30 protein-coding genes and 1 other RNA gene are annotated in these 26,845 nt (G+C 35.3%); 22 read left to right on the top strand and 9 right to left on the bottom strand.

Translation table 11 applies throughout. The annotated features are described in order from the left end of the window. Positions 1-32: 32 nt before the first annotated feature. From VNN39_RS07470 to VNN39_RS07500, 7 genes are all read left to right on the top strand, one after another. The gene (locus VNN39_RS07470; protein ID WP_165711462.1) at positions 33-638 is read left to right on the top strand and encodes a class I SAM-dependent methyltransferase; all 606 of its coding nucleotides are present in this window, start codon (positions 33-35) and stop codon (positions 636-638) included. Next, the gene (locus tag VNN39_RS07475) at positions 635-1,927 is read left to right on the top strand and encodes a pyrimidine-nucleoside phosphorylase (protein ID WP_165711461.1); all 1,293 of its coding nucleotides are present in this window, start codon (positions 635-637) and stop codon (positions 1,925-1,927) included. The genes VNN39_RS07470 and VNN39_RS07475 overlap by 4 nt, the downstream gene beginning before the upstream one ends. Further along, positions 1,927-2,121, top strand: coding sequence for a hypothetical protein (locus VNN39_RS07480; RefSeq protein ID WP_165711460.1), 195 nt, complete (start codon positions 1,927-1,929; stop codon positions 2,119-2,121). The genes VNN39_RS07475 and VNN39_RS07480 overlap by 1 nt, the downstream gene beginning before the upstream one ends. Before the next feature lie 71 nt (positions 2,122-2,192). Beyond that, the gene (deoC, locus tag VNN39_RS07485; protein ID WP_017370169.1) at positions 2,193-2,855 is read left to right on the top strand and encodes a deoxyribose-phosphate aldolase; all 663 of its coding nucleotides are present in this window, start codon (positions 2,193-2,195) and stop codon (positions 2,853-2,855) included. Then, entirely contained in the window at positions 2,842-3,234 is a 393-nt protein-coding gene (locus VNN39_RS07490) for a cytidine deaminase (RefSeq protein WP_017370170.1), read from the top strand. Before deoC ends, VNN39_RS07490 begins: the two co-directional genes overlap by 14 nt. A gap of 171 nt (positions 3,235-3,405) precedes the next feature. Continuing rightward, positions 3,406-4,458: a BMP family lipoprotein gene (locus VNN39_RS07495; protein ID WP_096368161.1), complete on the top strand. Its 1,053-nt coding sequence runs from the start codon at positions 3,406-3,408 to the stop codon at positions 4,456-4,458. A gap of 89 nt (positions 4,459-4,547) precedes the next feature. Beyond that, complete coding sequence (locus VNN39_RS07500) at positions 4,548-5,255, top strand: GntR family transcriptional regulator (RefSeq protein WP_017370172.1); 708 nt, start codon at positions 4,548-4,550, stop codon at positions 5,253-5,255. 39 nt (positions 5,256-5,294) lie between these two features. Here the strand turns inward: VNN39_RS07500 and VNN39_RS07505 are convergent, their stop codons facing one another. Further along, on the bottom strand, positions 5,295-6,857 hold the full coding sequence (locus VNN39_RS07505; RefSeq protein WP_165713891.1) for a sensor histidine kinase: 1,563 nt from the start codon (positions 6,855-6,857) through the stop codon (positions 5,295-5,297). Further along, entirely contained in the window at positions 6,844-7,542 is a 699-nt protein-coding gene (locus VNN39_RS07510; RefSeq protein WP_017370174.1) for a response regulator transcription factor, read from the bottom strand. Before VNN39_RS07510 ends, VNN39_RS07505 begins: the two co-directional genes overlap by 14 nt. 174 nt (positions 7,543-7,716) lie before the next feature. Between VNN39_RS07510 and VNN39_RS07515 the strand changes: the two genes are divergently transcribed. The 5 genes from VNN39_RS07515 to ssrA all read left to right on the top strand — a co-directional run bounded on the left by VNN39_RS07515 (position 7,717) and on the right by ssrA (position 10,293). Further along, positions 7,717-8,052, top strand: a complete 336-nt coding sequence (locus VNN39_RS07515) for a putative DNA-binding protein (protein WP_017370175.1) — start codon at positions 7,717-7,719, stop codon at positions 8,050-8,052. Between the two features lie 57 nt (positions 8,053-8,109). Continuing rightward, positions 8,110-8,265: a PLDc N-terminal domain-containing protein gene (locus VNN39_RS07520; RefSeq protein WP_231951210.1), complete on the top strand. Its 156-nt coding sequence runs from the start codon at positions 8,110-8,112 to the stop codon at positions 8,263-8,265. Further along, positions 8,258-9,145, top strand: coding sequence for an ABC transporter ATP-binding protein (locus VNN39_RS07525; protein WP_338997294.1), 888 nt, complete (start codon positions 8,258-8,260; stop codon positions 9,143-9,145). Before VNN39_RS07520 ends, VNN39_RS07525 begins: the two co-directional genes overlap by 8 nt. Then, entirely contained in the window at positions 9,142-9,891 is a 750-nt protein-coding gene (locus VNN39_RS07530; protein ID WP_096368165.1) for a hypothetical protein, read from the top strand. Before VNN39_RS07525 ends, VNN39_RS07530 begins: the two co-directional genes overlap by 4 nt. Positions 9,892-9,936: 45 nt before the next feature. Continuing rightward, positions 9,937-10,293: a transfer-messenger RNA gene (ssrA, locus tag VNN39_RS07535) on the top strand. Positions 10,294-10,688: 395 nt separating this feature from the next. On the opposite strand, the gene VNN39_RS07540 is transcribed toward ssrA, so the two are convergent. The 4 genes from VNN39_RS07540 to VNN39_RS07555 all read right to left on the bottom strand — a co-directional run bounded on the left by VNN39_RS07540 (position 10,689) and on the right by VNN39_RS07555 (position 14,195). Further along, entirely contained in the window at positions 10,689-11,270 is a 582-nt protein-coding gene (locus VNN39_RS07540; protein WP_165711455.1) for a hypothetical protein, read from the bottom strand. Positions 11,271-11,656: 386 nt separating this feature from the next. After that, positions 11,657-11,815: a hypothetical protein gene (locus VNN39_RS07545; RefSeq protein WP_165711454.1), complete on the bottom strand. Its 159-nt coding sequence runs from the start codon at positions 11,813-11,815 to the stop codon at positions 11,657-11,659. 104 nt (positions 11,816-11,919) lie between these two features. Next, positions 11,920-12,459 carry a YagU family protein gene (locus tag VNN39_RS07550; RefSeq protein WP_017370031.1) on the bottom strand — a complete coding sequence of 180 codons (540 nt, stop codon included), beginning with the start codon at positions 12,457-12,459 and terminating at the stop codon, positions 11,920-11,922. A gap of 170 nt (positions 12,460-12,629) precedes the next feature. Next, positions 12,630-14,195 carry a glycosyltransferase family 39 protein gene (locus VNN39_RS07555; protein ID WP_338997295.1) on the bottom strand — a complete coding sequence of 522 codons (1,566 nt, stop codon included), beginning with the start codon at positions 14,193-14,195 and terminating at the stop codon, positions 12,630-12,632. A 376-nt stretch (positions 14,196-14,571) separates the two neighbouring features. On the opposite strand from VNN39_RS07555, the gene VNN39_RS07560 reads away from it, so the two are divergent. Beyond that, the gene (locus VNN39_RS07560; RefSeq protein ID WP_339007004.1) at positions 14,572-14,922 is read left to right on the top strand and encodes a YxeA family protein; all 351 of its coding nucleotides are present in this window, start codon (positions 14,572-14,574) and stop codon (positions 14,920-14,922) included. Positions 14,923-15,038: 116 nt separating this feature from the next. Further along, positions 15,039-15,386, top strand: a complete 348-nt coding sequence (locus tag VNN39_RS07565) for a YxeA family protein (RefSeq protein ID WP_338997297.1) — start codon at positions 15,039-15,041, stop codon at positions 15,384-15,386. A 78-nt stretch (positions 15,387-15,464) separates the two neighbouring features. Here the strand turns inward: VNN39_RS07565 and VNN39_RS07570 are convergent, their stop codons facing one another. Further along, positions 15,465-16,208, bottom strand: a complete 744-nt coding sequence (locus VNN39_RS07570; RefSeq protein ID WP_096368168.1) for a hypothetical protein — start codon at positions 16,206-16,208, stop codon at positions 15,465-15,467. A 214-nt stretch (positions 16,209-16,422) separates the two neighbouring features. Here VNN39_RS07570 and VNN39_RS07575 point away from each other — a divergent pair, with 214 nt between their 5' ends. After that, positions 16,423-17,298, top strand: coding sequence for a cation diffusion facilitator family transporter (locus VNN39_RS07575; RefSeq protein WP_017370026.1), 876 nt, complete (start codon positions 16,423-16,425; stop codon positions 17,296-17,298). A 435-nt stretch (positions 17,299-17,733) separates the two neighbouring features. On the opposite strand, the gene VNN39_RS07580 is transcribed toward VNN39_RS07575, so the two are convergent. Beyond that, a complete protein-coding gene (locus VNN39_RS07580) occupies positions 17,734-18,171 on the bottom strand; it encodes a DUF1398 family protein (protein ID WP_339007006.1) in 438 nt (145 codons plus the stop codon). Between the two features lie 185 nt (positions 18,172-18,356). Continuing rightward, positions 18,357-18,512 (bottom strand): hypothetical protein, encoded by a 156-nt coding sequence (locus tag VNN39_RS07585; RefSeq protein WP_016170924.1) that lies wholly within the window; start codon positions 18,510-18,512, stop codon positions 18,357-18,359. Positions 18,513-18,730: 218 nt separating this feature from the next. On the opposite strand from VNN39_RS07585, the gene VNN39_RS07590 reads away from it, so the two are divergent. From VNN39_RS07590 to VNN39_RS07620, 7 genes are all read left to right on the top strand, one after another. Then, positions 18,731-19,156, top strand: coding sequence for a universal stress protein (locus VNN39_RS07590; RefSeq protein ID WP_026063848.1), 426 nt, complete (start codon positions 18,731-18,733; stop codon positions 19,154-19,156). 244 nt (positions 19,157-19,400) lie between these two features. After that, positions 19,401-19,835 carry a universal stress protein gene (locus VNN39_RS07595; RefSeq protein WP_096368171.1) on the top strand — a complete coding sequence of 145 codons (435 nt, stop codon included), beginning with the start codon at positions 19,401-19,403 and terminating at the stop codon, positions 19,833-19,835. A 627-nt stretch (positions 19,836-20,462) separates the two neighbouring features. After that, the gene (gene secA, locus VNN39_RS07600) at positions 20,463-22,790 is read left to right on the top strand and encodes a preprotein translocase subunit SecA (RefSeq protein WP_338997299.1); all 2,328 of its coding nucleotides are present in this window, start codon (positions 20,463-20,465) and stop codon (positions 22,788-22,790) included. Between the two features lie 19 nt (positions 22,791-22,809). After that, positions 22,810-23,838, top strand: coding sequence for a sugar transferase (locus VNN39_RS07605; protein ID WP_339007007.1), 1,029 nt, complete (start codon positions 22,810-22,812; stop codon positions 23,836-23,838). Further along, complete coding sequence (gene gtfA, locus VNN39_RS07610; RefSeq protein WP_339007008.1) at positions 23,825-25,327, top strand: accessory Sec system glycosyltransferase GtfA; 1,503 nt, start codon at positions 23,825-23,827, stop codon at positions 25,325-25,327. The genes VNN39_RS07605 and gtfA overlap by 14 nt, the downstream gene beginning before the upstream one ends. Then, a complete protein-coding gene (gtfB, locus tag VNN39_RS07615) occupies positions 25,320-26,666 on the top strand; it encodes an accessory Sec system glycosylation chaperone GtfB (RefSeq protein ID WP_338997302.1) in 1,347 nt (448 codons plus the stop codon). The genes gtfA and gtfB overlap by 8 nt, the downstream gene beginning before the upstream one ends. Next, the gene (locus VNN39_RS07620) at positions 26,663-26,842 is read left to right on the top strand and encodes a hypothetical protein (protein WP_017370017.1); all 180 of its coding nucleotides are present in this window, start codon (positions 26,663-26,665) and stop codon (positions 26,840-26,842) included. The genes gtfB and VNN39_RS07620 overlap by 4 nt, the downstream gene beginning before the upstream one ends. The last annotated feature ends 3 nt before the right edge of the window (positions 26,843-26,845 follow it).

A 26,845-nucleotide genomic window follows, 5' to 3' on the forward strand; every position in this document is an offset into this window, starting at 1 on the left:
AAATAAAATATTTTGTGATAAAATAAACTGTAATGGTAAAAACAAATATGTATTATGAAGACAACCGAGATTTAGCACATGACGTGCAGGAATTGACGGTTGAACTTTTGGGCCTTCCCCTACACTTTCTGACTGATGCAGGTGTATTTTCTAAAAACGCTATTGATTATGGTTCACGTGTGTTGCTGGATAATTTTCAACCCGAAGGAGCTAAGACTCTGCTTGATGTAGGTTGTGGTTATGGCACATTGGCTTTAACTTTAGCAAAGAAATACGACTTGAAAGTTACACTTGTAGATGTAAATAGCCGCGCTCTTGATTTAGCAAAGAAAAATGCAGATAAAAACAATATAAAAGTTGATAATATATTTTTATCTAATATATATGATAATGTGGAACAAAGCTTTGATGCTATTATTTCGAATCCCCCTATTCGTGCGGGAAAAGAAGTGGTACATGCTATTTTGTCTGACGCTTATACGCATTTAAATAATAATGGCCATTTGACTATCGTAATTCAGAAAAAACAGGGCGCGCCGAGTGCACAAAAGAAAATGAATGCTGTCTTTGGCAATTGCGAGGTTGTCGCGAAAGATAAAGGATATTACATTTTAAGAAGTTATAAGGAGAAACTATGACCTACAGAATGGTTGACCTGATTCAAAAAAAACGTGACGGTGGTCACTTTGAGAAAGCTGAAATTGATTGGCTTATCTCTGGTTATGCGAATGGTGAAGTGCCGGATTACCAAATGGCAGCACTTGCTATGGCGATTTATTTTGAAGGTATGACGACAGAAGAAACAGCAAACTTAACCATGGCTATGGTTGCTTCAGGTAAGGAATTTGACTTATCAGCTATTCCTGGCGTGAAGGTAGACAAACATTCGACGGGTGGTGTAGGTGATAAAGTAACAATTATTTTAGCACCTTTAGTGGCGAGTTTTGATGTCCCTGTCGCTAAAATGTCTGGCCGTGGTTTAGGACATACTGGTGGAACATTAGATAAGTTAGAATCCATTCCTGGCTTTGAAATTGAAAAAACAGAAGAAGACTTTATCAGCCAAGTAAAAGATTCAGGAATCGCGGTAATTGGTCAATCTGACGAGTTGGTTAAAGCAGACAAACTCCTCTATGCACTTCGTGATGTGACAGCCACAGTCGATATTATTCCATTGATTGCAAGCTCGATCATGTCTAAGAAAATTGCTTCGGGCTCAAATGCCATTTTGCTTGATGTGACTGTTGGCGACGGTGCTTTCATGAAGAATATTGAAGATGCTCGACTTTTAGCGCGTACAATGGTTGACTTAGGAAAGGCTGTTGGTCGTGAAACAGTGGCTGTTCTAACAAATATGAACCAACCTTTAGGATATGCTATAGGTAATCGTAATGAAATTACGGAAGCCGTGAATACGCTAAATGGTAAAGGAACATCAGAGTTTCGTCACTTTATCGCTGAACTTGCTCAAATCATGCTTAGTTTAGCAGGGATAGAAAAAACAGTTCCAGAAATTATCGAAAACCTTGATAATGGTAAAGCTTACGCTAAATTTCTTGCCATGTGTAAAGCACAACACGGAGATGCAACAGCCTTCAATCATTTGACTGCAGAATTAAATGTGACACATACTGCGGAAATCTATGCAGAACGTGCAGGTTATATCTCACAAGAAAAAGCGATGGGTGTCGGTATTGTTGCGATGAAGCTAGGTGCAGGACGAGCAACTAAGGCAGATATAATCGATTTTGAAGCCGGTATTACTCTCGCTAAAAAAGTTGGTGATTCAGTCCAAGAAGGTGACCTTATTGCTACGCTTTACAGTAATCGTGAAATTTCATCTGATCTAATTGCTGAATTTAAGGACAATATCGAAATTTCTGATCAGCAGATCCATGCCCCTGAAATTTTGGAAATTATTCGCTGATGAAAAATGAACTTCCGCCTATTCCTAATGGCATAAAAGCTCTCCAAAGTATAGCAGCAGCTGTACTTGGCGCAATAGGGATGAATCTTTTGGCGCAGAATACGTTGGCGAAAGTAGTACTTTTTATCCTTATCTTTATCTCGGTTTATACGCTTATTGGTATGCTTTATCTTAAAAGCCGTAAGCCCAAATAATTTTTAATGTTTACAAATAATGCGTATCTTAAGGTTCGCATAATAAAAAATAACTAGGAGAAGACCTAAAAATGAAAATCAATCAATACATTGACCACACAATCCTCAAAGCAGACGCTACTCAAGAAAAGGTTCAAGCTATCGTTGACGAAGCAAAAAAATACGAATTCGCAAGTGTATGTATTAATCCAACGTGGGTAGCTTTTGCTGCTGCACAACTCAAAGATGAAGTTTCAAAAGTATGTACAGTTATCGGCTTCCCTCTCGGAGCAAATACTTCAGAAGTCAAAGCCTTTGAAGCTGCGGATGCAATCAAAAAAGGTGCAGACGAAGTGGATATGGTGATTAATATTGGTGCAGCTAAAGACGGTAAATGGGACTTAGTGGAAAGTGATATCGCAGCAGTTAATGCTGTTAAAGATGGCCGTATCCTTAAAGTTATTATCGAAACAAGCCTTTTGACAGATGAAGAAAAAGTCAAAGCTTGTCAAGCAGCACAACGTGCAGGCGCTGATTTTGTTAAAACATCAACAGGATTTTCAACAGCTGGTGCCAAAGTTGAAGATGTAAAATTGATGCGTGAAACAGTTGGACCTGATATGGGTGTCAAAGCTTCAGGCGGTATCCGTAATCTTGAAGATGCTAAAGCTATGATTGCAGCTGGTGCAAACCGTTTGGGCTGTTCATCAGGTGTCGCAATCATGGAAGGTGAAACTGCCAATGCCAGCTACTAAAGAACTGATTAAAGCAGCGCGTGAAGCGAGCAGTCATGCTTATGTTCCTTACTCAAATTTTCCTGTAGGGGCAGCGCTTGTCACTACAGATGGCAAGGTTTATCAAGGATGTAATATTGAGAATGCGAGCTTCGGATTGAGTAACTGTGCGGAGAGGACTGCTATTTTTAAGGCTGTATCTGAGGATCATTTGGAATTTTCAAGCCTGTATATTTATGGAGAAACTGCCGCTCCCATCAGTCCTTGTGGAGCATGCCGTCAGGTCGTCTCTGAATTTTGTAATGCTGATATGCCAGTCTATCTTCTTTCAAAAACGGGAGAAGTTAAAGAGACCTCAGTGGGGCAATTGTTGCCATATTCCTTTAAAGAACTCGAATAAAAAATTAAAATTAACAGAAAACTTGCTATTTCCGAACAAAGATGTGGATAAAACCCACATCTTTCTTTTTGGCTTGAATTAATATGCAAAATAACTTAAAATAAACTTATACATAAAAACTCTTACTTGCGAGAGTTTTAAAAATTTTTAAATTTGGAGGAAAACGTTTCCATGAATAAACGTATTTTCGCAGTTGGTGCTCTTGCACTCGCATCAGTAGCAGTTCTGGCAGGTTGCCGTGGACGTGACGCAGCTTCCGGTGGTGAAGCTAAAACAGATCTCAATGTAGCGATGATTACCGATACAGGTGGTGTTGATGACCGTTCATTCAACCAGTCAGCTTGGGAAGGTATGCAAGCTTGGGGTAAAGAAAATAACCTTTCAAGAGGTAAAGGTATCAACTATTTCCAATCTAACTCAGCTTCTGACTACACAGCTAATTTCAACTCAGCTGTATCTGGTGGTTATGACTTAGTATTTGGGATTGGGTTTGGCCTCCAAGAAGCAACTTCACAAGCTGCTAAAAATAATCCAGATACTAAATTTGCAATTATCGACTCTGTGATTGAAAATCAAGAAAACGTTGTTTCAGCAACATTTGCTGACCAAGAATCAGCTTATCTTGCCGGTGTTGCAGCAGCTAAAACTACAAAAACTGACCACGTTGGATTTATCGGAGGAATTGCTTCAGATATTATCACAGCGTTTGAAGTTGGGTTCGAACAAGGTGTTAAATCTGTTAATCCAAACATCAAAATAGATGTTCAATATGCTGGTTCATTTAGCGATGCAGGTAAAGGTAAAACCATCGCTTCAGCAATGTACTCTGGTGGCGCAGATATTATCTATCAAGCTGCCGGTGGTGTAGGTACAGGTGTATTCACTGAAGCACGCGTTCTTAACGAAACGAAGAACGAAGCAGATAAAGTTTGGGTTATTGGCGTTGACCGTGACCAAGAAGACGAAGGTAAATTTAAATCTAAAGATGGTAAAGAATCTAACTTCGTATTAGCTTCTACACTTAAAGAAGTAGGAAATGTTGTCAAAGACGTTTCAAATAAAACTAAAGACGACAAATTCCCTGGTGGTGAAATTCTTAAGTACGACTTGAAAAACTCAGGTGTAGCTCTTGCTCGTAACAATACTTCAGACGAAGCATGGAAAGCTGTTGAAACTGCTAAAGAAAAAATCATCAATGGTGAAATCACAGTTCCTGCAAAATAATTATACCAATTATATAAATCAGCTATTATAGCTGGTTTTTTATTTGGAATTGGTATATAATAATAAAAAACAAGGCAGAGGGAGACACCATGCAAAGAAGCAATGTTCCAAATTATATAAGAATTCATGATGCAATAAAAGAAGAAGTTGAAAAAGCAGTTTGGAAGATTGGTGAGCGTTTACCAAGTGAACGAGATTTAGCAGAGCGCTTTGGAGTAAGTCGGATGACTGCGCGACAAGCAGTAACATCACTTGTTGAGGAAGGAATCCTGGAACGCCGTGTGGGGAGTGGGACTTATGTCGCCAGTCGTCGGGTGCGTGAAAAGATGCGAGGCACAACTTCCTTTACAGAAATCATTACTGCGCAGGGGAAAACACCGTCTACTGAAGTTTTAAGTTATCTTAAAACTTTACCTAATGAAGTCGAGTGTGAGAAGCTGGAAATTTCGAAAGAACAAACGATTATCCGAATGGAACGTGTACGTTATGCAGATCAAGTACCTATCTGCTATGAAGTTGCAAGTATTCCCTATGATTTAGTAAAACCTTTTGAAAAGAAAAATATTACCTCAAACTTTTTTAATACGCTGACACAAGCAGGCTATGAAATTGATCGTAGTCAACAGATTATTTCTGCCAAAAAAGTTAGCACCGAAGTTGCTGAATACCTTAAGATTAAGTCTGGAGATGCTATTTTAGGACTAACCCAAATTTCTTATTTGGCGGATGGTCGTGCTTTTGAGTACGTTCTCTCTCAGTATGTTGGGGATCGCTTTGAGTTTTATTTGGAACGTTAAAAGAAAAAAAGACTCTCTTTCGAGAAGTCTTTTTTATTTCTATAAAGTAACAGAAAATGTCGTCCCTTTACCAGGCACACTGATTACTTCAATATGTCCTTGAAGTTCTCTAACATTTTTGTCTACGATGGATAAACCAAGCCCCGTTCCTGTGACTTGTGTACGACTTTCATCCACACGGTAGAAGCGTTCAAAAATACGCGATTTCTCAATTTCCGTTAAACCAGGACCATTGTCTGTGACTGTGAAAACAACTTTTTTCTTGTTTTGATGGAGTCCGACGTAAATTTTTCCATGCTCATCTGTGTATTTAATTGCATTTTCAATCAGATTTTCAAAAATGCTATGCACCATCTGACGGTTAGTAACTTGAGAAATCGGAACAATGTCAGTCTGAAGTGATAGGTTCTTTTCATCCAGTAAGGGTTGTGACGTGTTTAAGATTTCTTCGACAAGGGCGGAGAGATTAATTTTCTTCTTGTCGATATGTATGTTTTGTTTGGTTAAGAGTAAAGTGTCTTGAACCAGTGCAATCAAGCGAGAACTTTCTTTGCTGATAATGTGAGAAAACTCGTGACGATCTGCTTCAGAAAGTGTGTCGTCTTTTAGTAATTCAGCGAATCCCTTAATTGAAGTTAAAGGTGTTTTAAGTTCGTGACTGACATTGGCAATAAGTTCGTTATGGGCATTTAGTGTTCGCTTAAACGCAGTTATATCAAGTAAAGTGACTAAGAAACGGTTGTCCAAGTCTGGCAGGGGAGAGATACGTACCTGGTAATAAGCATTGATATTTTCAAAGTAAAAGTTCTTTTCTTGTGTGGTCGGATTGAGCATCTTATCCACTAAGAAACTTAAAAAGTCAGCATAAGGGCTAAAAATATCAAGGTTGTGCGTGTCCGCAAATTCGTTTTTAAAAGCAGCATTTGTTTTACGAATTTTTCCTTTAGCATTGTAAATGAAAATAGGAAATTGGAAAAGTTCAATGAATTCGTAAATGTTCTCTTTCTTTTCGCTGTGCGATAAAATCTGATTTTGGATGTATTCGCCCAAAGAATTCAGTGCAAGGGTTACCTTATCATCATTTTCACTCATCAGATAGCTCTGCGTGAGGGGGCTACGTTCGATATTTTTGATCTTAGCAATAATATCTTGAGTGAAAAGATAGTTACGTCTGGCGTGCACAAAAACGTAAGATGTACAAGCAAGATAAACAATCAAAGCAAATCCTCCCACCATCAAGTTGGTAAACCAGGGAGAAGTTCGACTATCCTCGGCATGAAGATAACCAGTTATTACACCGTCAACACGTATGGGACTTGTAATTTCAATAGTATGACGGCTGACAGATTGTGCATAATCTGCTCCATCTTCAATCTTTGCTGTCTCCTGGTTGTGTGTGCCTGCCGGAAGATACTGAAACTTGTTAGGGAGCGCAGAATTTGGATTTTCTGCGAGAAGTGTTTTTGTAGTGTCAATAGTGTGCAAGACACGATTGGTATCTGTTTTTAGAATCTGTATGTTGAGAAAAACAAGCAGAATCACAGTTGCAACAAGATAAATGATTGTCGAGATGACAATATTTTTAAGCTTAATTTTTTTCATCAGAGAAGTAGTACCCGAACCCTCGTTTTGTTTTTATAAATTTATTGTCTAACTTTTTACGAATTTTACTGATTAAAACATCAATGGTTCGCGTTTCGGCAGCAGAAGATATTCCCCAAAAGTGCTGCAACAATTCTTCACGTGAAATTACATCACCTGAGCGTTCAATTAAAAGTTCTAAAATTTCAAATTCACGTTTAGTTAGATCCAAAGGTTGTCCATCAAAGATACAAATTTTTTTAGTGAAATCAAGCTCCAAACGGTCAAATTTAATACCAGATTTTTCTGCGGATTTTTCGTTCTCAATCGTTTTATTATAGTGCTGGTGACGTCGAATGAGTGCATTGACCCGAACAATAATTTCCTTCATAGGAGTAGCTTTATCCAAATATTCATCGGAACCTGAGTTAAGACCAGTCAGTTTCATCTCTTCGTCATCACGCGCTGTGAGTATCAAAATTGGCGTGAAGTTCTGCTTTTTTCGCAAAATTTCCGTCACTTCAATACCAGAAAGCTCGGGCATCATTAAGTCCAGCAAAATTAAATCGTAATGATTTTTCTTAGCTTTATCCAGAGCTTGTTTACCATCACTCACTGTAGTAACTTCAAAATCACTCTGCCTAAAATTATAAGAAAGTAAGGTTAAAATCGAACGATCATCATCCGCAATTAAAATCTTTTTCATTCTTCTATTATAACAAGCTTTTATCTGAAAGAAAAGTTTAAAATCTGGAAAGATGTCCTTATGATTACAACGATAATTATGATAAAATTATAAAAGATAACAGATAATTAAGTTATGAATGAGGATGAAAACGAAGATTTAAAATCAGCTGTTTTCTTAGAATATTAGGAAATTATGGAAATCGAAAAAACAAACCGTATGAACACCCTGTTTGAGTTCTATGCGACTCTTTTGACGGACAAACAGATGAATTATATTGAACTTTATTATGCGGATAATTATAGCTTAGCTGAGATTGCTGAGGAATTCAATGTCAGCCGCCAAGCCGTATATGACAATATTAAGCGCACGGAAAAAGTTTTGGAAGGCTATGAGGAGAAGTTGCATCTTTTTTCTAATTATGTGGTACGTAACCAGTTGATTGATGAGCTTTTAGCAGAGTACGCATCTGATCAACACCTAACAGCAGTATTGCGTGAAATTCAAAAAATCGATGAAGATGAATTTTAAAAGACAAAGAATGGAGTGTACGAAATGGATATACGTATCGTTGTCCCGTTGATTTTAATGGTTTGTCTCTACTTAGGAGCTTGCTTTTACAGTATTTTTAAAAGTGCAGACGTCAAGCATCTGCCAAGATGGGCTTGGGCACTTATTTGCGTTATTTCGGTTCCTTTGGGCGGGATTCTTTATTTTATTTTAGGAAGGGACAAATATGAATAAAATCATTGAGATAGAGGACTTAACTGTTTCTTTTGGCAATTTTGATGCTTTAAAAAATGTGACCTGTTCGATTAGTGCAGATCCAGGAATTATTGGGTTGATTGGTCCTAATGGTGCGGGGAAGACTACCTTAATTCATGCGATTTTAGGGCAGCATAAAGCCAGCCAGGGAGAAATTCAGTTGGCCAACCAAGCTTTGGCCTATTGTCCGGACACACCAGAATTTCCTGCCTATCTTACCGCAACAGAGGTTTTGCAACAAAGTTGTGCTCTGAACGAGAAACCAGAAAATCTCCAACAAATTGAGCTGACACTTGAAAAAGTTGGTTTATCTGCCTATCCAAATAAGAAAGTCGGTGGTTATTCAAGAGGCATGAAGCAACGTCTGGGAATTGCTGTGGCTCTCTTACTTGATCCAGTTTTGATATTTCTAGATGAACCGACAAGTGCTCTAGATCCTATTGGTCGAATTGAAATTTTGCAACTGATTACGCAAGTATCACAGGAAAAAACGGTAGTTGTTTCCAGTCATCTCCTTGCAGATATCGAAAATATCGCTGATCGACTCCTTGTCTTAAATCATGGAGAACTTATTTTTCAGGGGGCACTTTATCAGTTTATTGAAAATAGTCAGATGGATGAGTTTGTAGAACTGGAGATTAAAAGTGAACAAGTCAAACAAGAAGTTATGGATATTCTTCAAGTGAATGATATTGAGTTCTATCCTGAAATTACAGGAAAATTGATGATTAAGAGTGAATATACAGAGAAACTTTTACAAATCTTTCCCGATATCGGTCAAAAAATAAGTGCTTATCGTGCCGCAAGCAACAGTCTCGAAATGGCTTTTGAACGTGCAATTACAGGAGGAGAACAGTGAAAAGACTAATTCTTTTAGAAATGAAAATGTGGTGGCGCAATAGCCGTCTGCCTATTCTCTTCTTTTTATTTGCTTTTTTTGGTATTACCTCGCCCGTTTTAATTTACTATATGAAGGAATTTCTTTCAACTTTTGGTGGGACAGAAGGTACGATTATTCTCATGCCAGACCCGAACTGGAAAGCCCTGATGGAATCGTATTTTAGTAATATTTCTCAGATTGGACTTTTTGTTCTGATTTACTTTACTGCCGATACTTTTAAGTTGAAAAAAGAGAGCTCACTGGGGCTTTATTATTCGACTGTAGCGCGCAATTCTATTATCTTATGGGTACCTAAACTCATTCTTGCTTTTTTAGTAACTCTAGTAAGTAATGTGGTAGGAGTTATAAGTGCCACATATATAACCTGGGTTTTCTTTCCTGAAGTTGAGTGGGGCAGAGTACTTTCGGCAAGTTTGCTCCAAACTTTAGCTTTACTCACATTAGTTATCTTCGGTAGTGCGATTGCTGTATGGACAAGGAAGGCGTTTCTAGCAGTTGTTTCTGGAATTGTGCTGATGGTGGTAAGTTCGATTATTCAGACATTGAGTGATATTTCTGAATGGCTGCCTCTTAGCTTACTCTCTCCGATTAATGTGTTAAATGCGCCAGGACAAGTTAATTTTGTTACTATTGGCATTTGTGTTGGTATTATAGTACTCTCTATTGTGGCTATATTGATACGACCATTGCGCGTGAAATATTAATGGACTTGTGCTATAATTAAGGTCTGGAAGTTATTCCACCGTAACGGGGGCGTTACGGATTCGACAGGCATTGTCGCGCATGAACTGCAACTGGTGGTGATGTTACCTAAATCCATCGCAGATAAATATAACTGCTAAAAATAACACTTCTTACGCACTCGCTGCCTAAACACCAGCTTGCGTAGCTGATGATCGTTCGCCGATGGCGGCCTGAAGCTCTAAACCTCAGTCGGATACGTTTTTATGGTGGCTTTACATAAAAAAAGAGATTTTAAAGCACCGCAAATTTCTGCTGTTTGAGACTGGCTTTGGAAATTTGTTAAACTAGAGAAAGTCCTATGGTTGTAGATGTTGATGTAGCAAGGTGTCTGGACAGGGGTTCAACTCCCCTCGCCTCCATTGTATATGTAACTACTTTATTGTAGTTTAAGAAAATCGCTCTATTGAGCGGTTTTTATTTTTCTATACTTTACCAAATAGTGATAACTAAAAAAATAAAAAAACTAGCTGAAGAAGAGCTAGTTTAAAAATCAATATACTCGGAAAATATATCAAATGCTTGCTAAATGTTCCGATAGCAGTGATCCACCAACTTGAGAACAAATGAGCCGCTTTTAGAGAAGAAGGATTAAAGATGATAAGTTGAGGAAGTGTAAGATGAAGAGTGGAGTGTGTAACTTCAATGATTGAGGAAAAATACTAACAAGTGGCTACGCGTTGATATCTACCTTGCAATTATGGTGTTCCGTGTCGAACCTGTAGAAGTAAAATAAAAAGCGCCAAAGCGCAATATAAATTTAGAGACTAAAATACCAGAAATATATAGTAAGTAGTAGATAAACGATTGTTACAAAAACAAGGAAAATATCAGACATAATTTTTGCCTTTGTAACTTTTTTTGCATAATCTTCTTCACAAACAATTACACGTAAATCGTTTGAAGGATTTTCTTCTAAATATTTTTTGAGGAAATTATTCTGATTTGCAAAGCGAGGAGTAATGAGTTGTGATAAGGCTAAGAATAAGAAGATAAGGAAAAAATAAGAGACGAGAATATTTAAGTTATCACGATTTATATTATTCAACACTTTAATAACTTGAATTATTATTCCAACAATTGCAGCTAGAACGCCTAGTCCGAATAGAGGGATTAAAATTCTTTGTGCGGGAGAATAAAGATACCAGCGAAGATATAGATTAATTGATGCATTTCTATATTTAATATCTTTAGGTGATAAATTAGGAAATGTTTCTCTTACCAGTTTAGCTCGATCTTTTCTCGATTGACTTACAATTTTTCGATATTTAGATATGAATAATGCATAAATGACCACGGAACCAATAAGAATAATAGGGATAAAGATACTGAAAGTAACCATAATAAAACCTCTTTCGTTAAATGCATCATCTATTCTACTACAAATAAATAAAGAAAGGAATTGATATTATGAACAAAATTTACCTGTTTTCTTCCCAATAAAAATGACTTGTAAAATATAGTAGATACAAGGAAGGATGGCTTATAAAGTAAATTTTGATTGCATTTAATCTATGATTGGCAGAATAGGGGTTATAGTTGTTATAGATTTCTAATATGTATGTGAATCAATAGGTGATTAGTGTTTCGTTGAACAAAATTAAAGAATATTCGGCTTCTTATTTAATACTTCTCTAACTGCTTTATCTGTATTCCTATAGCCTAGAATACCGCTCTACTGAGCGGTTTTTTTATACAAAAAGCGCCTATTCAAATAGGCGCTGTCAGTTATGCTATCGCTTCTAAATTATACACGGCTTCTTCAATGGTGTTACCGAGACTACTTAATGAAGTAGTCTCATCTACCATAGAGGCTTTAAATAAATTCGTTGAAGTATCTAGAGATACTGTGTATTTGAAGTTTTTAGTGTTATTAGTGAATGTCATATGCATTCCCCTTTCTGTTTCTCTTCGAAAGGACACTATAACGAATATAACGAAATTCTATTCTTATTGTAGCACAATAAACTTAAAACACAAACTTAATTTACTTAAATGTTTGTTAAAATTCCACTATTATCCTTTGATATTAAATAATATAGACAGGCAGCGATGGACCATGCCCAAACGATATGTCCAAAGAACTCTGAGAAGTGTTCAGCGAATGGCTGTTTCCAAGGTACAGGAATGGTCTTCATAATGGGCAATAAGATGATATGCCAAACGACCCAGATGATGATTCCATAAGCAGCACCTTGCCAAAGGGCAATAAAGGGCCAATATTGTGCAATGAATATAAATAAAGCAGCAAAGAATATGGAAAAACTAAAATGCAAAATTAAAGAAAACCAATACACTTTTTGATCACGCGAGTATAAAACATAAGCGTGAGTAAGTGAAGAAGGCACTCCAAATTGCTCCAACATACGTTGAGGAGGATTAGTGGCATTTCTTGCAGATGTTCTAGGTGGAAGGATTGCTTCCCAACCAATCTTAACCATTCCAGAAATCATGCCTGAAATAAAGCCATACCAGATACTTTGAAAAATTATTTCCTGAAGAGATGCGCTAGGGATAGTGAATGAAAACATAGAATGCCTCCTTTTAATATAATTTATATTTTAACAAAAAATCTTTGCAAGATTGTGTACTAAAACTCCATAAATAAAACCCCTACACAGCAGGGGATTATCTTTTTATGTAGTTATGAGTTGTATAAGGCGTAAGGGAAGTCAGATAATTTTTTTGACTGTTATATTTTTTATTTGTTTTTTGATCTGCTCTTTAAATTTTGAGTGCCAAATTTTGAATGATATCCATAAGCTGCTAAGATAACAAATACAGGCAAGGTTTGAATCAGATAGCGACTTCTCCCACCTTCAAAGAGAAGCAAGAAGAGCATAAGCCCAATCATAGATAAGAGTAACCACATAACTTTAAAATCATACCTTGATTTTAAGGTTGAAAGTAAAATCCCGAAAATCATAATAATATAGATAATTTGAGCAATAAATCTGTAGAAAAAGGTATTTTTTCCATTGGTATAACCTTGACCATTGCTATCAGTGTAAATAAAGCTTCTCAAAAAACTTCCGAAATTTGAACGGGTAAATGGTGATAGCTTTTCGCTTGGATTGAGATTAGGTGTAACAAGGAAACCAGTTTTACCTGCACCGTCTGCGCCCCAAGCATAGGAACCATCATGGACGGTTTTACAATACTTTCCATATAAGAATTTGGCATAGCCAAGAGTTCCTAACTGTTTTAGTCTTTGCTTGAAGACCTTAATATTCACTTCTTTCTTCTCTTTAGCAGTTTTTGCTGATCTGGTAAGTTGAACATCTGGTCCGTTGTACATACCATTTTTAGAAATACCTAACATCAAAAAATGAGTCATAGGAAACACTTTGTTTTTATCAAAGTGAACATAGTTTTGATTGTTTTTATAAAGTGTAAAAGGCATTGCAAACACTAAAGCACCAATAATAAAGACTAAAAACGAGGTGAAGAAAGGTTTGAATTTCCCTAGCTTAAGTATAGAAATTAAAAAGTATGCTATCACAAAAATAATTGCAGAGGGTTTCAGATAGTAAGCTATGGAGCTAAAAAAACCAGCAGAGAGTAGAGACATTAGCCTGTAGTGAGGGGCAATACTTTTTTCGCTCCAGCAAGTTAAAAAGAATATCCCTAAACTTACAAAGGGCAACACAAAGGTGTCACTGTAGGTGTTTAAAAACCAAGGACTAAAGCCGAGTGTTGCTATAAAGAGTAAGATACTGTATCGAGCGGTTTGTTTATCGAAAAGACGCTTTGCTGTAAAATATGACATTGCTATAGAAAAATCTATTGCTATGATATTTAAAATTTGTAAAAGAGTTAGACTATGAACGATTCTCATGAATAAGAAGAGTAAAAAATTATTAGGATAGTTTTGCAAATAGGTCCATTTTTGAGGATTTATATCGCCCATAGCAGCATGATATAACCCGTAAACATCATATCCTGAGAGTCCTGAAGCAAATAAAAGGGTAACTATTTGAAATAGTATCATAACCCCAAATACTGCAACAATATTGTTACATAAAAATCTTATTACATATGATAACCAATTTTTTAATTTATCGCGATTCAGATAAGATACGGTCAAAGCTATTAAACTAAGTATGAAGATATAAGCTCCATTTTGTGAGTAAATTAGTTCTAAAGAAAAATTTTCTGAACGAATAGCACTGAAAAGCCAAAAAGAACTTAATAGAAAAGCTACTACAAATAGTGCTTCGTATAGTAAGTTTTTCTTATTTATTACTTTTTTTGAATTCTTTATCAAAATTATTTACTCCTATAAATATACTGCCCTAATTTAAACTAAAGGAAAAATTTCCTTGTAGATGAGGAGGTTATATTTTCTGTTTATTTAATTTTAAGCTTTGATACTTGTATTATAAATAAAAAATATTTATTTTACAATTTTTTATACGACTAAAGTTTCATATTTTACCAATTTGTAAAAAAATAATTTCTAAAGTAAAGAAACTAAAAAGGGATAGAAGAAATAATTATAAAATCAAGAGTTTGCGAGGGCGAATTCGCTATGAGTTAAGAGGTCTCAAATTTTATTATTACAATAATGTAAGGACATTTTAGATGAAATAGCAGTAAAATAATGATAGCAACTCAATGTTGTAAGTTGAATGGAAAATAAAATGAAAAAAATATTGTTTGGTTTTTTAGCCGTACTCTTAATTTTAGACATTGGCTTTTTTTGGGAAAATGTTAGTTATACACAAACGATTTACTTTGCATGTATACACGAGCAAGTAAGTGCTAGAACGGTTAAGAATACTGATGGGACTGTAGACAGTCAATACAATTATACAATCAAGGGAGCAAGTTCCAGAGGAAAGGTTAGGGAGTTTCATCTTAAAACCGATAATCAAATACATTTGGGTGACTATTTGGAAGTTCACGTGAACAAGAAAAAAGAGGCAACCAGTTGGAAGATAAGGAAAAAGTATGAGATCCCTAAAACAGCATTGAATAAGCTTGATGAATAGTGGGCTCTTCAAAATTAATGAAGAAGGAACATTACTTCTTAAGAAAATGTAAGTTACAACTGCAAAAATAAAAGTAAAATAGTTTTAATAGAAGAAAAATAAATGAGGTATGAAATATGAAAAAGGTATTAGTAGGAATTGTGGCACTTGTATTGATTCTTGTCGGCGGAGGTTATGCTTGGTATCACACAGCATATGGTGGCGACAGTTACTACGTTCATATTCAAGAAGATGGAATTGCTAAAAAAGAAAAAGACGATGCGGGGCAAGAATTTACGAGGTACTATTATACATTGACTGGCTATAATGAAAAAGGGGAAGCAAAAGAAATGGAATTCACAGGAAGCCATAATCTCAGACATGATGCTTATTTAAGGCTCGTATATAACGATAAGAAAGGCGTAACCAGCTGGGAGGAAGTCCAGAAACAAGATATTCCTCAAAAGGTACGGAATAAAACTTAGAATAATTTACTTATAAAAAATCTACGCTCTAAGAACGTAGATTTTTTATTTATAATGCAGGAATAATTCGGTAATGAGTTACTCAGCTTTAGGATATGTATTTGTTGCTACATCATAAGTCACAAGATAAATAGTGCCATCAGGTAAAATTTTGTATAAACCAACGGTCCCGCTCGCACCATTTGCTCGCATTTCTTTTGAAAAAACTTGAATTACAAAAGAACCTTGCGTATTCGTAGCGTCAAAATAATAATCATCTGGATTGGAAAGATAGCTCTTAAAATAATTAAGTACAGTATCCTTAGTAAAATTATTGCTGTCAAGTTGGGCAGCTAAAGTAAAATCAGCAGTGGTACCAGCATTATCTGTAATTTGAATTGTTTCAATCTTGTCTGCTGTCGCATTAAAGTTGATCTCTATCTGGCCTTGATTAAAAAGATAAACTTGGTTAAAGGGCTGATTTTCAGTCTTAGATTTAAAAGTACTTTCGTTGATAATGACAGAGCCAATATCTTTTCCGGTATGAGAATAATATTCAATGTGGTCTTTGGTGATGATTAGAACGTCGTTGTTGCTGTTTTTATATAGCCCATGAAAGCTGGAGTAGTCTCCTTTGGAAAACTGTTCTAGAGCTTCAGGATAACTTTTTTGTTGCTCACTTGATGCGACAGTATCCTGAGAAGAACGAGGAGCAGACGTAGAGGAGGCGTTGTGAGCACTTGACTGTTTATCCTGAGCAAAATTGGCAGTGTCCTCTTTTTTATCCGCTCCACAACCAACAAGTAAAAGTAGTGGAATAAACCCTAATATAATTTTTTTCATAAATTAATCTCCTGATTATAGTATATCATATAAGAAAAGAGCGCGCTTTCTTTTTATGTGAAAAAGTAATTTAATAGAAGAAAAGATAAAAAGATGTGAGAAACCGAAAATAATTCCCTAAACTTTCTTGGTTAAATTAAAACAACATTTCATTTTGTTTTTACAATAGTCGATGATACAATAGAAAGGTTACTTTTTTCAGAAGGAGAAGGATATGGAAAACAAGAGATATAAAGAACTGAAAATCGCTGAGAAGGGCGCGTGGATTAGTATCTCAGCATATATCATTTTAGCTTTTACAAAGATATTTATGGGGATATTTGCAAATTCGGAAGCCTTACGTGCGGATGGTTTGAATAATTTTACAGATGTGATTGCCTCAGTTTCCGTACTGATAGGCTTGAAACTTGCCCGAAAACCAAAAGATAATGATCATCGTTATGGACATTGGAAATTTGAAAATATTGCAAGCATGGTCACTTCTTTTATCATGCTTATGGTAGGGATTGAAGTCCTATATTCTTCCTTTGAAAAAATTGTCAATAATTCTTTCACGCCACCCCATCCTTTATCTGCATTAGTCGGTATTGGTTCGGCTTTAGTTATGGTGATTGTGTACATTTATAACAGCAGATTAGCAAAAAAAGTTAATTCGCAAGCCTTGATGGCAGCAGCAAAGGATAACTTAAGTGATGCTTATACATCAATTGGTGCGGCTGTAGCAATTGCGGCTTCTTATCTTCACTTTTATATTTTAGATACGGTTGCGGCTTTTATTATTGGTATTATCATTATCAAAACGGCCGTTGAAATTTTCAGAGAGAGTAGTTTTACCTTATCGGACGGTTTTCCTGAGGAAGATTTGGAAAAATATAAGAAAGATATTTTAAAAATTCCTGGTGTGAAAGGAGTCCCTTTTCTTAGAGGTAGAACTTATGGTGCTAATATTTTTCTAGATATCGTTATCTATGTGGATGCTCAACTTTCAGTTGCGGAAAGCCATTTAATTACCGAGGAAATTGAGAAGCAACTGTCTAAAAAGTTTGAAGTTTTTGATATTGACGTACACGTAGAACCTTTTCCTGAATAAAAAAGTACCGGTAAATTACCGGTACTTTTTTATTGCTTACATGATAGGTAAGAACGAAGTTAACATCATCATTCCAAAAGAAATAATGATGAAAAGAGCAATCGCTACTTTAATAATTGAGGTAAATAAAATTTTAACCATTCCTTAATTCTATCAAAAAGAAAGAAAATAAGCAAAAGAAGCTTAGAATTTTTTAAGCAATAAAGGCCAGCATTTTCGTGCCTACATAAATAAGAAGAAAGAGGCAAACTGCTAAAATAAGCAGTGCTTGAATTAATGCTTTAAAATAAATTTTTATCATAGATGAATTTTAACAAAAATAGCAACGAGAAGCAAAACTTCTGTGATGATGGTTTGTCTTATGAAAATGAAAAAAATCACACTCTGCATATTCGTTCATGAAAAAAAGACCTTGATATTTCAAGATCTTTTTAATTAAGGAAGAAAAGATTCGGTAGGTAAAGTCTCGATTTCAACAGCGGGATAGTTTTCTTGATAGACTTGGTCAAGTGCGCCAAAATAACTCATCTGTCGTGTAGTGAAATCAACCTCATATCGGATTACACCCGCTTTCCAAAGTGAAACCAAGAATTCAGGGAAGGAAATTTTACCCATCTGGTTTGCACGAATATTTTGAACCAAAGCAATTTGGTCAAAAACTGGGCAAGGACCGACACGTCCGATTAAAGGATTTCCCGGATTTACGAGTGAGCCAGCTTGCGAAAAGTAGAAGCTGTCTCCAGAAGGGAGGTGCCATATATTTTTTACAATTCCTTCCTGCCTTAAACATTCGGCCAGATAGGGGAAGCCCTTAGATGCAGCACCGATATGGTTTGCTTTGAGCATCGCTCTTTGAATATTTTTTGAAATCATTTGTACAATCTCTTTTCTATTCAGATATCTATGATGCCATTAAACCATAATTTAGCTGAGAAGTAAATTTTTGAGGATATATTTGGGGGAAGAAAATTAACTTTTTGAGCATAAAAAAAGGCATCTACTTAAACGTGTGAAGTAGATACCATCACGAGGAATATTCATCCATTGCTATGAGCTCCTTATGCTAATTCTTCCAAGTTGTGCATTGCTTCTTCAATGGTACGACCAAGCCCATAAACAGCAGGATCATTAGCCAAAAATACTTTGAAAATGTCTTTTGAAGTATCTAAAGATACAGTATACTTGAAATTTTTGTTTTTGTTAGTGAATGTCATAATGCATTCTCCTTTCTCTATATGGTTGACGAAAGGACACTATAACGTACATAACGAAATTCCATAATCATTGTAACACATTCTTTTGAAAAGTACAAAAAAGCTATTTTGAAATGTGTTCTTGAGTAATTATTACAATCTTTCACTGAAATATTTGAATTGTCGTTGTGAAAGAGAGATAATAGATATAAGAAAAGAAAGAGGCGGAGGTACTAATGATGGAAAAACAATATCACAATATTTTAGTCGCACTAGATGGTTCAGATCAATCTTATAATGCAGTACACGAAGCAATTACTTTGGCACAGAGAAACAATGCAAAACTTCATGTTTTAACTGTTAAGGATATGGAGCATCATTACGGAATGACTGGTTTTGGTGTTGTCGAAAATCCTGAAATGGATATGATGGCGCAAGATATCCTGAAGAAAGCAGCAGAGATTATTGGCGAAGAAGTACCATATGAGAGTTATGAGATTGTTGGTGCACCTAAGCATATGATTGTCCAATTTTCCGAAGATAAGAAAATGGATTTGATTGTGATTGGTGCAACGGGAGCAGGAATGATTAATAAACTCATGTTAGGCTCAACTACACAGTTTGTTGTAAATCATGCACCATGTAATGTCTTAGTTGTTAAATAGATATAAAAGTTCGTTTGGCATTGTCTCATTTAAGAGCTTTTAAATTTAGTATTGCTTAAGATAGAGACGATATAATACAAGTATTCCAGTAAGATGTTTATCTTATCACTTCAATACGCTCACTTTAGTGGGCGTATTTTTTAACATATTTTCGGTTGAGTACTGATTTCAGGGAAATGATTTCGTTTTTAGGTAAAGAAAATGTACAATAGAAGTAGAGATAAATCTAAAAGGAGGAATGATTATGACTGACTATTATAAAAATATTTTGGTTCCCGTGGATGGTTCCGAGCAATCTTACAAAGCAGTAGATGAAGCGATACGTATTGCCCGGCTCAATCATGCAAAATTACATGTCCTGACAGTAAAAGACATCAATAAATATTATGGAGCTGTTCATAAAGGGATTGTAGAGACGCCAGGATTGGACCAACTTGCACAAGATATCTTAGCAAATTGTAAAGATATTATTCGTGAACAAGTCGAATATGAAACTTATGAAGTTGCAGGTAAACCAAAGTTAAGGATTGTTAATTTTGCTGAAGAAGAAGATAAAAAAATTGACTTAATCGTCATTGGCGCAACTGGAACAGACATGTTTGACCGTTTACTTGTCGGCTCGACAACAAATTATGTCATTAATCACGCGCCTTGTAATGTTATTGTGGTTAAAAAATAGTATCCTTTGTTTGATTTAAGAAAGAAAGGTTATACTTTACTTGTTCCAAAATTTTTCATAAAACTCCCAAGTCCTCGTATTGCGAGGGCTTTTTTTGATTTTTAAATATCAGCCTATAAGTCAGGGTATAAAAGGGAAGTGCAGTTATGGCAAATCTTGTTGTATTTTCTCTTATCATAAAGAGCAAAAGTATTTGGATACAAAAAATACTTACGCATTTTTGTTTTTTGGAAAGATTTGCGTATTGTGTTCATTTTAAATATATGATATTATGTAAGTGTGAGATAAATGAGAAGAATTTTGTGAAATAATATTTCGCTGTAAATTTTTCTTATGGATATCTGTAAAAAAAACCTTAATTTTATTGAAAGAAGCTCCTATTTTCAGGGGCTTTTTTAATATTTTTTTGTATTTTAGTACATTTTTTCTTTGATTTATGTTTTTTTCTTTAAAAAATAATCTTTTTACAAGTATTTGAGAAAAATATCGTGAATAGATATACAGGAAAATGAATTTTATTTCATTTTTTCTGTATATTTTTTTGTTTATGTAGGTTAATTGGCAATAAAATTAAGGTTTGTCTAAAAAATGCAAGTGAATAAATAGTTAAAGAAGGAAGAGTAGAGAGTGTATAAGAAGCTGCTAAAAAAAATAAATAATTTATCAGAAATTGTAATGAAATTTAGTGACAAAGAACTCAAAAATAAAACTTACGACCTCAAAAAACGTATTGCAAATAATGAGAAAGAAATTGATATTATTGTCGAGGCTTTTGCAGTAGTTCGCGAAGCAGATAGAAGGGTACTAGGTTTATATCCTACAGATGAACAAGTTTTAGGAGCTTTAGCCCTTTACAATGGCCATATTGCTGAGATGAAGACTGGTGAAGGAAAGAGTTTAGTGGCTACTTTACCTCTTTATTTAAAAGCCTTATACATGGATACAGTCTTTTTAGTGACAACGAATGACTATTTAGCCAGTAGGGACTTTGAACGCATTGGTATTGTCTACCAATGGTTAGGGTTAGAAGTTGCTAATGGTACGAGTGATCCTGAGGAAGAAGAATTTGATGTGAAAAAAAGGCAAGCAGTTTATACCGCAAATATTATTTATATTTCAAATGGAACTTTAGCTTTTGATTTTTTAATCGATGGTTTGGCTGAAAAAAGAGAAGAGAAGTTTATGTCGAAATTAACTTATGCTCTTTTAGATGAGGTAGATGAGATCCTTCTAGATAGTGCGCAGATGCCCTTGATTATTTCAGGTGCGCCAAAAGTTCAATCCAATTATTTTGAGAACACAAATGCTTTCATTACAATTCTCAAAAAAGAAATCGATTTTAAGTTGGACGAAGAACAAAAAAATGTTTGGTTGACAGAAAAAGGTATTACAAAAGCGAAGAAATATTTTTCAATTTCAAATCTTCTTGATCAACAATTTTTTACGCTCTACCAACATATAATATTGGCATTAAAAGCACATCATACATTAAAACGAGATCGAGATTATCTTGTGGAAGAGGGTGAAGTTAAACTGCTTGACCGCAAAGATGGACGAATTTTAGAAGGATCGAATCTACAAAATGGTTTACATCAAGCTATTGAAGCAAAAGAGTCTGTTGAGTTAAGTCATGAAACACAGACAATTTCATCTATAACGTATCAAAATTTATTTCGTCAATTTCAACAATTAGCTGGCATGTCAGGAACAGCAAAAGTTGCGGAAAATGAATTTATCAATACCTACAATCTCCCAGTAAGAATGATAAAGACCCATAAAAAAAGTATCCGAGTTGATCACAAACCTGAAAGCTATACAAATTTTGCGGCAAAATTAGAAGCAAGCCTTGAAAAAATAACTTCTTTACATGCCGAAGGGCGTCCTGTTCTCGTCATTACAGGGTCTGTTGATGCTTCAGAACTTTATTCTTTGAATTTACTTAATACAGGTATTCCACATAATATTCTTAATGCAAAGAGCAGTTCCAAAGAAGCACAAATTATTTCTGAAGCAGGACAGGTCGGAGCCGTGACTATTTCAACCTCTATGGCAGGGCGAGGAACGGATATTAAGATATCGGAGGAAGCGGCTAAAAAAGGTGGACTTGCGGTCGTTATAACTGAGCGGATGTTAAATAGACGTATTGAATTACAAGCAAAGGGTCGAGCAGGTAGGCAGGGAGAACCTGGGGATACTTATACCTTTGAGTCTTTAGAGGATGATGTAATTAAGAATTTCGTCCAAGAAGGCATACAAGCCTACTATGAAAAATATAAAAAAGTTACAACACCGATTCGTAGTTATAAGATAAAACGTGCTTTTAGGAAAGCTCAAAAAATTTCAGAACAAAATGGTTATGATGAACGAATAAAGGCTCTCCAATTTGATGAAGTTTTACGCCTGCAGAAAGAGCAAGTAAATAAGAAGCGTCAAGAAATTATGGAACTTAGAAGTGTGTCTGAAGCTTTATTAATCGTAAATCAGAGTGCAGAAATTGTCGTTAATGATTATTTTTCAACTAAAGAGAGACAGACATCACATAGTATACAGCGTTTTATTTTAGATCATATTGATTATAATTTTAAAAATGTTAATGAAGAATATCTGAAAACAAATGAACTTAAACAATGGTATATAAGGCATGTTTTAAAAGAAAATCTTCAAGCAAAAAGAGAAAAAATTGGTGATGACAGAGCTTTTCTTCAATACTTACAGATTACAATGCTGAAAGCTATAGATAATTCTTGGAGTGATCAAGTAGACGCCATGAATCAACTCCGCTTTGTTGTGCAAAGTCGATCGACAGCACAGAAAAAGCCAATTGCTGAATTTGAGAAAGAGGCCCAGAAAAGTTACACGCAACGACAAAGAGAAGTCTCGCTTCTAATTCTAAAAAATGCTGCATTGAGTTTGCTAGACATTAAGAAAGGAGAACTTATCGTAACTTTTCCTTAGAGAAGGGGTAAGGGGATAGATGAAAAAGTATATAACAAATTTATACGGACAAAGTGAACAAAGCACGGCTATGACGGCACAACATATGATTACTAAGCTTGCAAAAGATGAAGGATTTAAAGAAATTAGTATTTCGGCTTATTCTGTGAGTGAAGATACACCAGAGGAAAAAGAAAAAAGAATCATTGGCATGTTGTCTTCTGTCACACAAGGAGATTTGGCCATTGCTCAAATGCCCACTTGGAACGGAATCGCATTCGATGAAGTATTCTTGAAAATACTCCGTGAAAGAGTAGATAAACTGGTTGTCTTTATTCATGACTTTGTCCCTCTTATGTTTCAAAATAATGATTATTTATTTGAGAGATACTTAGAGGCTTACAATTTAGCAGACTTAGTAATCCTACCTTCGGAACGAATGGAGAAAAAACTACGAGAGCGTGGGCTGACAAGTCCTGTGAAAATACAAGGTATCTGGGATCATTTAGTAGAAATTGAAAATTTGAAACATCCAAAATTTCAACGCAAATTGAAATTTGCTGGAAATATTACGCGCTTTCCTTTTGTGAAAGAATGGAGCAGTGATTTACCATTAGAAGTTTTTAGCAATGGTAAGGTAAATGCAAAAGGCTTTTTAAAGATGAAAGGTTGGCAACATGATGACCAACTTTTACGTGAACTTAATAAAGGTGGTTTCGGCTTAGTCTGGAGCGAAAATATTGAAAATCAATTTGAACGAGAATACTCCGAAATGAATGCTTCCTTTAAATTCAGTACCTATCTCGCTGCAGGCTTACCGATTATTGTTAATAAAGGTTTAGCAAAGCAAAACTTTGTGGAAGAGCAAGAGATTGGTTTAGTGGCAAATAATCTTGAGGAGGCAATAGATTATGTGAAATACATGTCTTCTTCGGAATATACAAGAATCAGTTCCAACGTGCAACGTGTGGGGGCACTAGTGAAGGAAGGTTTTTTCACTAAAAAGTTGCTTATGGAGATACAAAATTACTTATTTTTAGAAAAGGGAAAAGAAAATGACCATTTATAATTTTAATCTTGGTATTGGTTGGGCCAGTTCAGGTGTGGAGTATGCGCAAGCTTACCGCTCAAATATTTTTAAGAAGAATAAACAAGAGGCAAAATTTATTTTTACAGATATTTTCCATGAAAACTTGGAACCAATGACTAAAAATATTGGTTTTGAAGACCATGAAGTTATTTGGCTCTATCAATACTTCACAAATATTAAAATTAGCCCGACAACTTTTACACTTAAGCAGCTTGAAGAGAGCTTTGCAGACAAACCAGAACATGTAGAGAGAAATGAAAATTTAGTTTCATATACTTGGAAGAGTACACGGCTCACAGCTTTTATAGACAAAACAGGAGCAAGTGGGGCAGTTTATAAAACAGAAACAATCATCAATGGGAATTTAATCCAGAGGGATTATTATAACTATGTCAAAATATTTTCTGAATATTTTAAACCTGTCAACAATCAAGCGAATCTCTATCAACGCCGTTTCTTCAATGAAGATGGTTCCACGGCCTACGATGAGCTTCTTAATGGTAAACAAAGTTTGTATATTTTTGAGGACAGGACTATTTATTCTAAAGAAAATCTTTTGATTCATTTTGTTGAAAGTCTAGATTTAACCAAGAAAGATATTCTGATTATTGATCGTTCGACAGGAATGGGTCCAGAAATCATTAAAGCTAAGGGTGAAGCTAAAGTTGGTGTCGTTATTCATGCAGAACATTATAATGCGCCGTTAACGACAGAGAAGAAGATTCTTTGGAACAATTATTACGACTATCAGTTTGAGAATGCACGAAGTATTGACTTTTTCGTTACTGCCACAGAAATTCAGAAGCAAGTTTTGGAACAACAGTTTTTAAAATATGGAAAAGGTCCAATCACTGTTTACGCAATACCAGTAGGTAGCATTGATAAGCTTATGGTCAATAAAAAAAGGAAAGCCAATACCCTAATCACTGCTTCACGCTTAGCCAGCGAGAAACATTTGGACTGGCTTATACGGGCAACGGTGCAAGCACGGAAACAGATAAAAAATCTTAGCCTTGACATTTATGGACGCGGTGGTGATGAACCGATTTTAAGAAAGTTGATCGAGGAACTCGAAGCGAGTGATTATATACATTTAATGGGACAGCATAATTTAAAAAATATATATAAAAACTATACGACTTATGTTTCGACATCAACGAGTGAGGGTTTTGGACTTACATTATTAGAAGCAGTTGGTTCAGGTTTAGGAATGATTGGCTATGACGTTCCTTATGGCAATCAAACTTTTATTCAATCTGAAGTAAATGGCTTATTAGTGTCTTATAGTAAAAATGAAACACCTAAAAATATTTCAGCAATTGCAGAAGCAATTGTGAAACATCAAAAGCAAAGCCAGACAGCACTTGAAAAAGTTCGCGAGGCATCTTATCACATTGCTCAACCATTTCTAACCTCTCACATTCAAAAGAAATGGGCACAACTTGAAGCGGAGGTCACACATGCTTAATTTATTTGAAAACTATCGTGAGGAAGAGAAAGATTTAGAAAGTTCTCTTAAACAGGCTGGATATAAACATCAAACAATTGTTTTGAATGAAGATGGCTATCTTCCAGAGCATGTCACTTCACCTATCAGTTTTTTTACCGGAATGAAAGAAGATCATTCCTCCAAAAATGATTCACCTAAATTTTTTAATGAAATTTCCCTCCCTAATTATTGGGAAATCAAAGGGGATGGGCAAAAAGCAGAGATTTTTGAAGGTTATAAAAAAAGAGGGCACATCAATTATAGTCAAAGAAAAACGGACTATCGTGCGGTGAAGTCTGTAGAATGGCTGAACGACTCAGGAAGAGTTCGAGCGATTGATCTTTACAATCAATACGGAACATTATTTGCTAGAGAAAGTCACAGTGATGGGCAGCGGACTCTAACGACTTATTTTGATAAAAAACAAGCAGAAGTGATTTTGATAAACCATATCACTCAAACCATTCAACTCAATTATAAAAAGAAACAATATATTTTTGAAACTTATACTGACTTCATTATCTTTTATTTGGAAGAATCCAAAAGCAATACGCGTGAAATATTTTATAATTCACTCGGGCGTCCCTTTTTCATTACAGAAGCTTTAAAGTCTAAGAAACCAAATAAGGCATATAACCATACTTTGTTTTGGCAAGAAGAATCAGCTGAAATACCAGGAAATATGCGGATGATATTATCCGATAAAGCTACACCAACGAAACGTATTGTGATTCAAAACCGTGAAGAATACATTCGAATTCAGCAACAAATTAACGAGCAAACAAGTGTACAAATTGAGTATCTCGGCTATCTCTACAATTTGAGAGCACGTAAATCCATAAATAAATCTATTCTAATTCTTACCAACTCTGACCAAATTGCACAACTCAACCAGCTTCTAGATACTTTACCAAATTATCAGTTTAATATCGCAGCGAGAACGACAATGTCTCAGAAATTACATGCTTTTGAAAATTATTCAAATGTGCAATTGTATCCAACAGTGGATGACTCAGAGCTAGAAAAACTTATTTCAAAAAGTAGTTTTTACTTAGATATTAACCACGGAAATGAAGTTGAGCACATTATTCGTACAGCTTTTGAGAATAATCAACTTATCTTGGGATTCAATGAAACAATTCACAACAAACGCTATACAAGTGCAGAGAATATTTTCCACCAAAACGACTGGATGAATCTCGTCCAAAGAATCCGTGAAGTAAATAAGAATTTTAAAGCATATCGTAAAGCGTTGGGAAGTCAATTGTGGTCATCTGGGCAGTCGACAATTGATGATTATAAGGAAGTACTTAGATGAAAAATCAAGATCCCGTTTTAATAAAAATCCAAGAGAAACAAGCCAAAATCGAAGAGGAATCACGCTTAAGACCAAAACATCAGATAAAAAATCGAATTGTGATTGCGACCTCAATCCTTTTGTTATCTGGCATCCTCATTGGACTTCTGAGAATAATTCTCACACTTGTAAAATGATTA

The sequence above is a fragment of the Lactococcus formosensis genome (assembly GCF_037892375.1).
Lineage (GTDB): Bacteria > Bacillota > Bacilli > Lactobacillales > Streptococcaceae > Lactococcus > Lactococcus formosensis.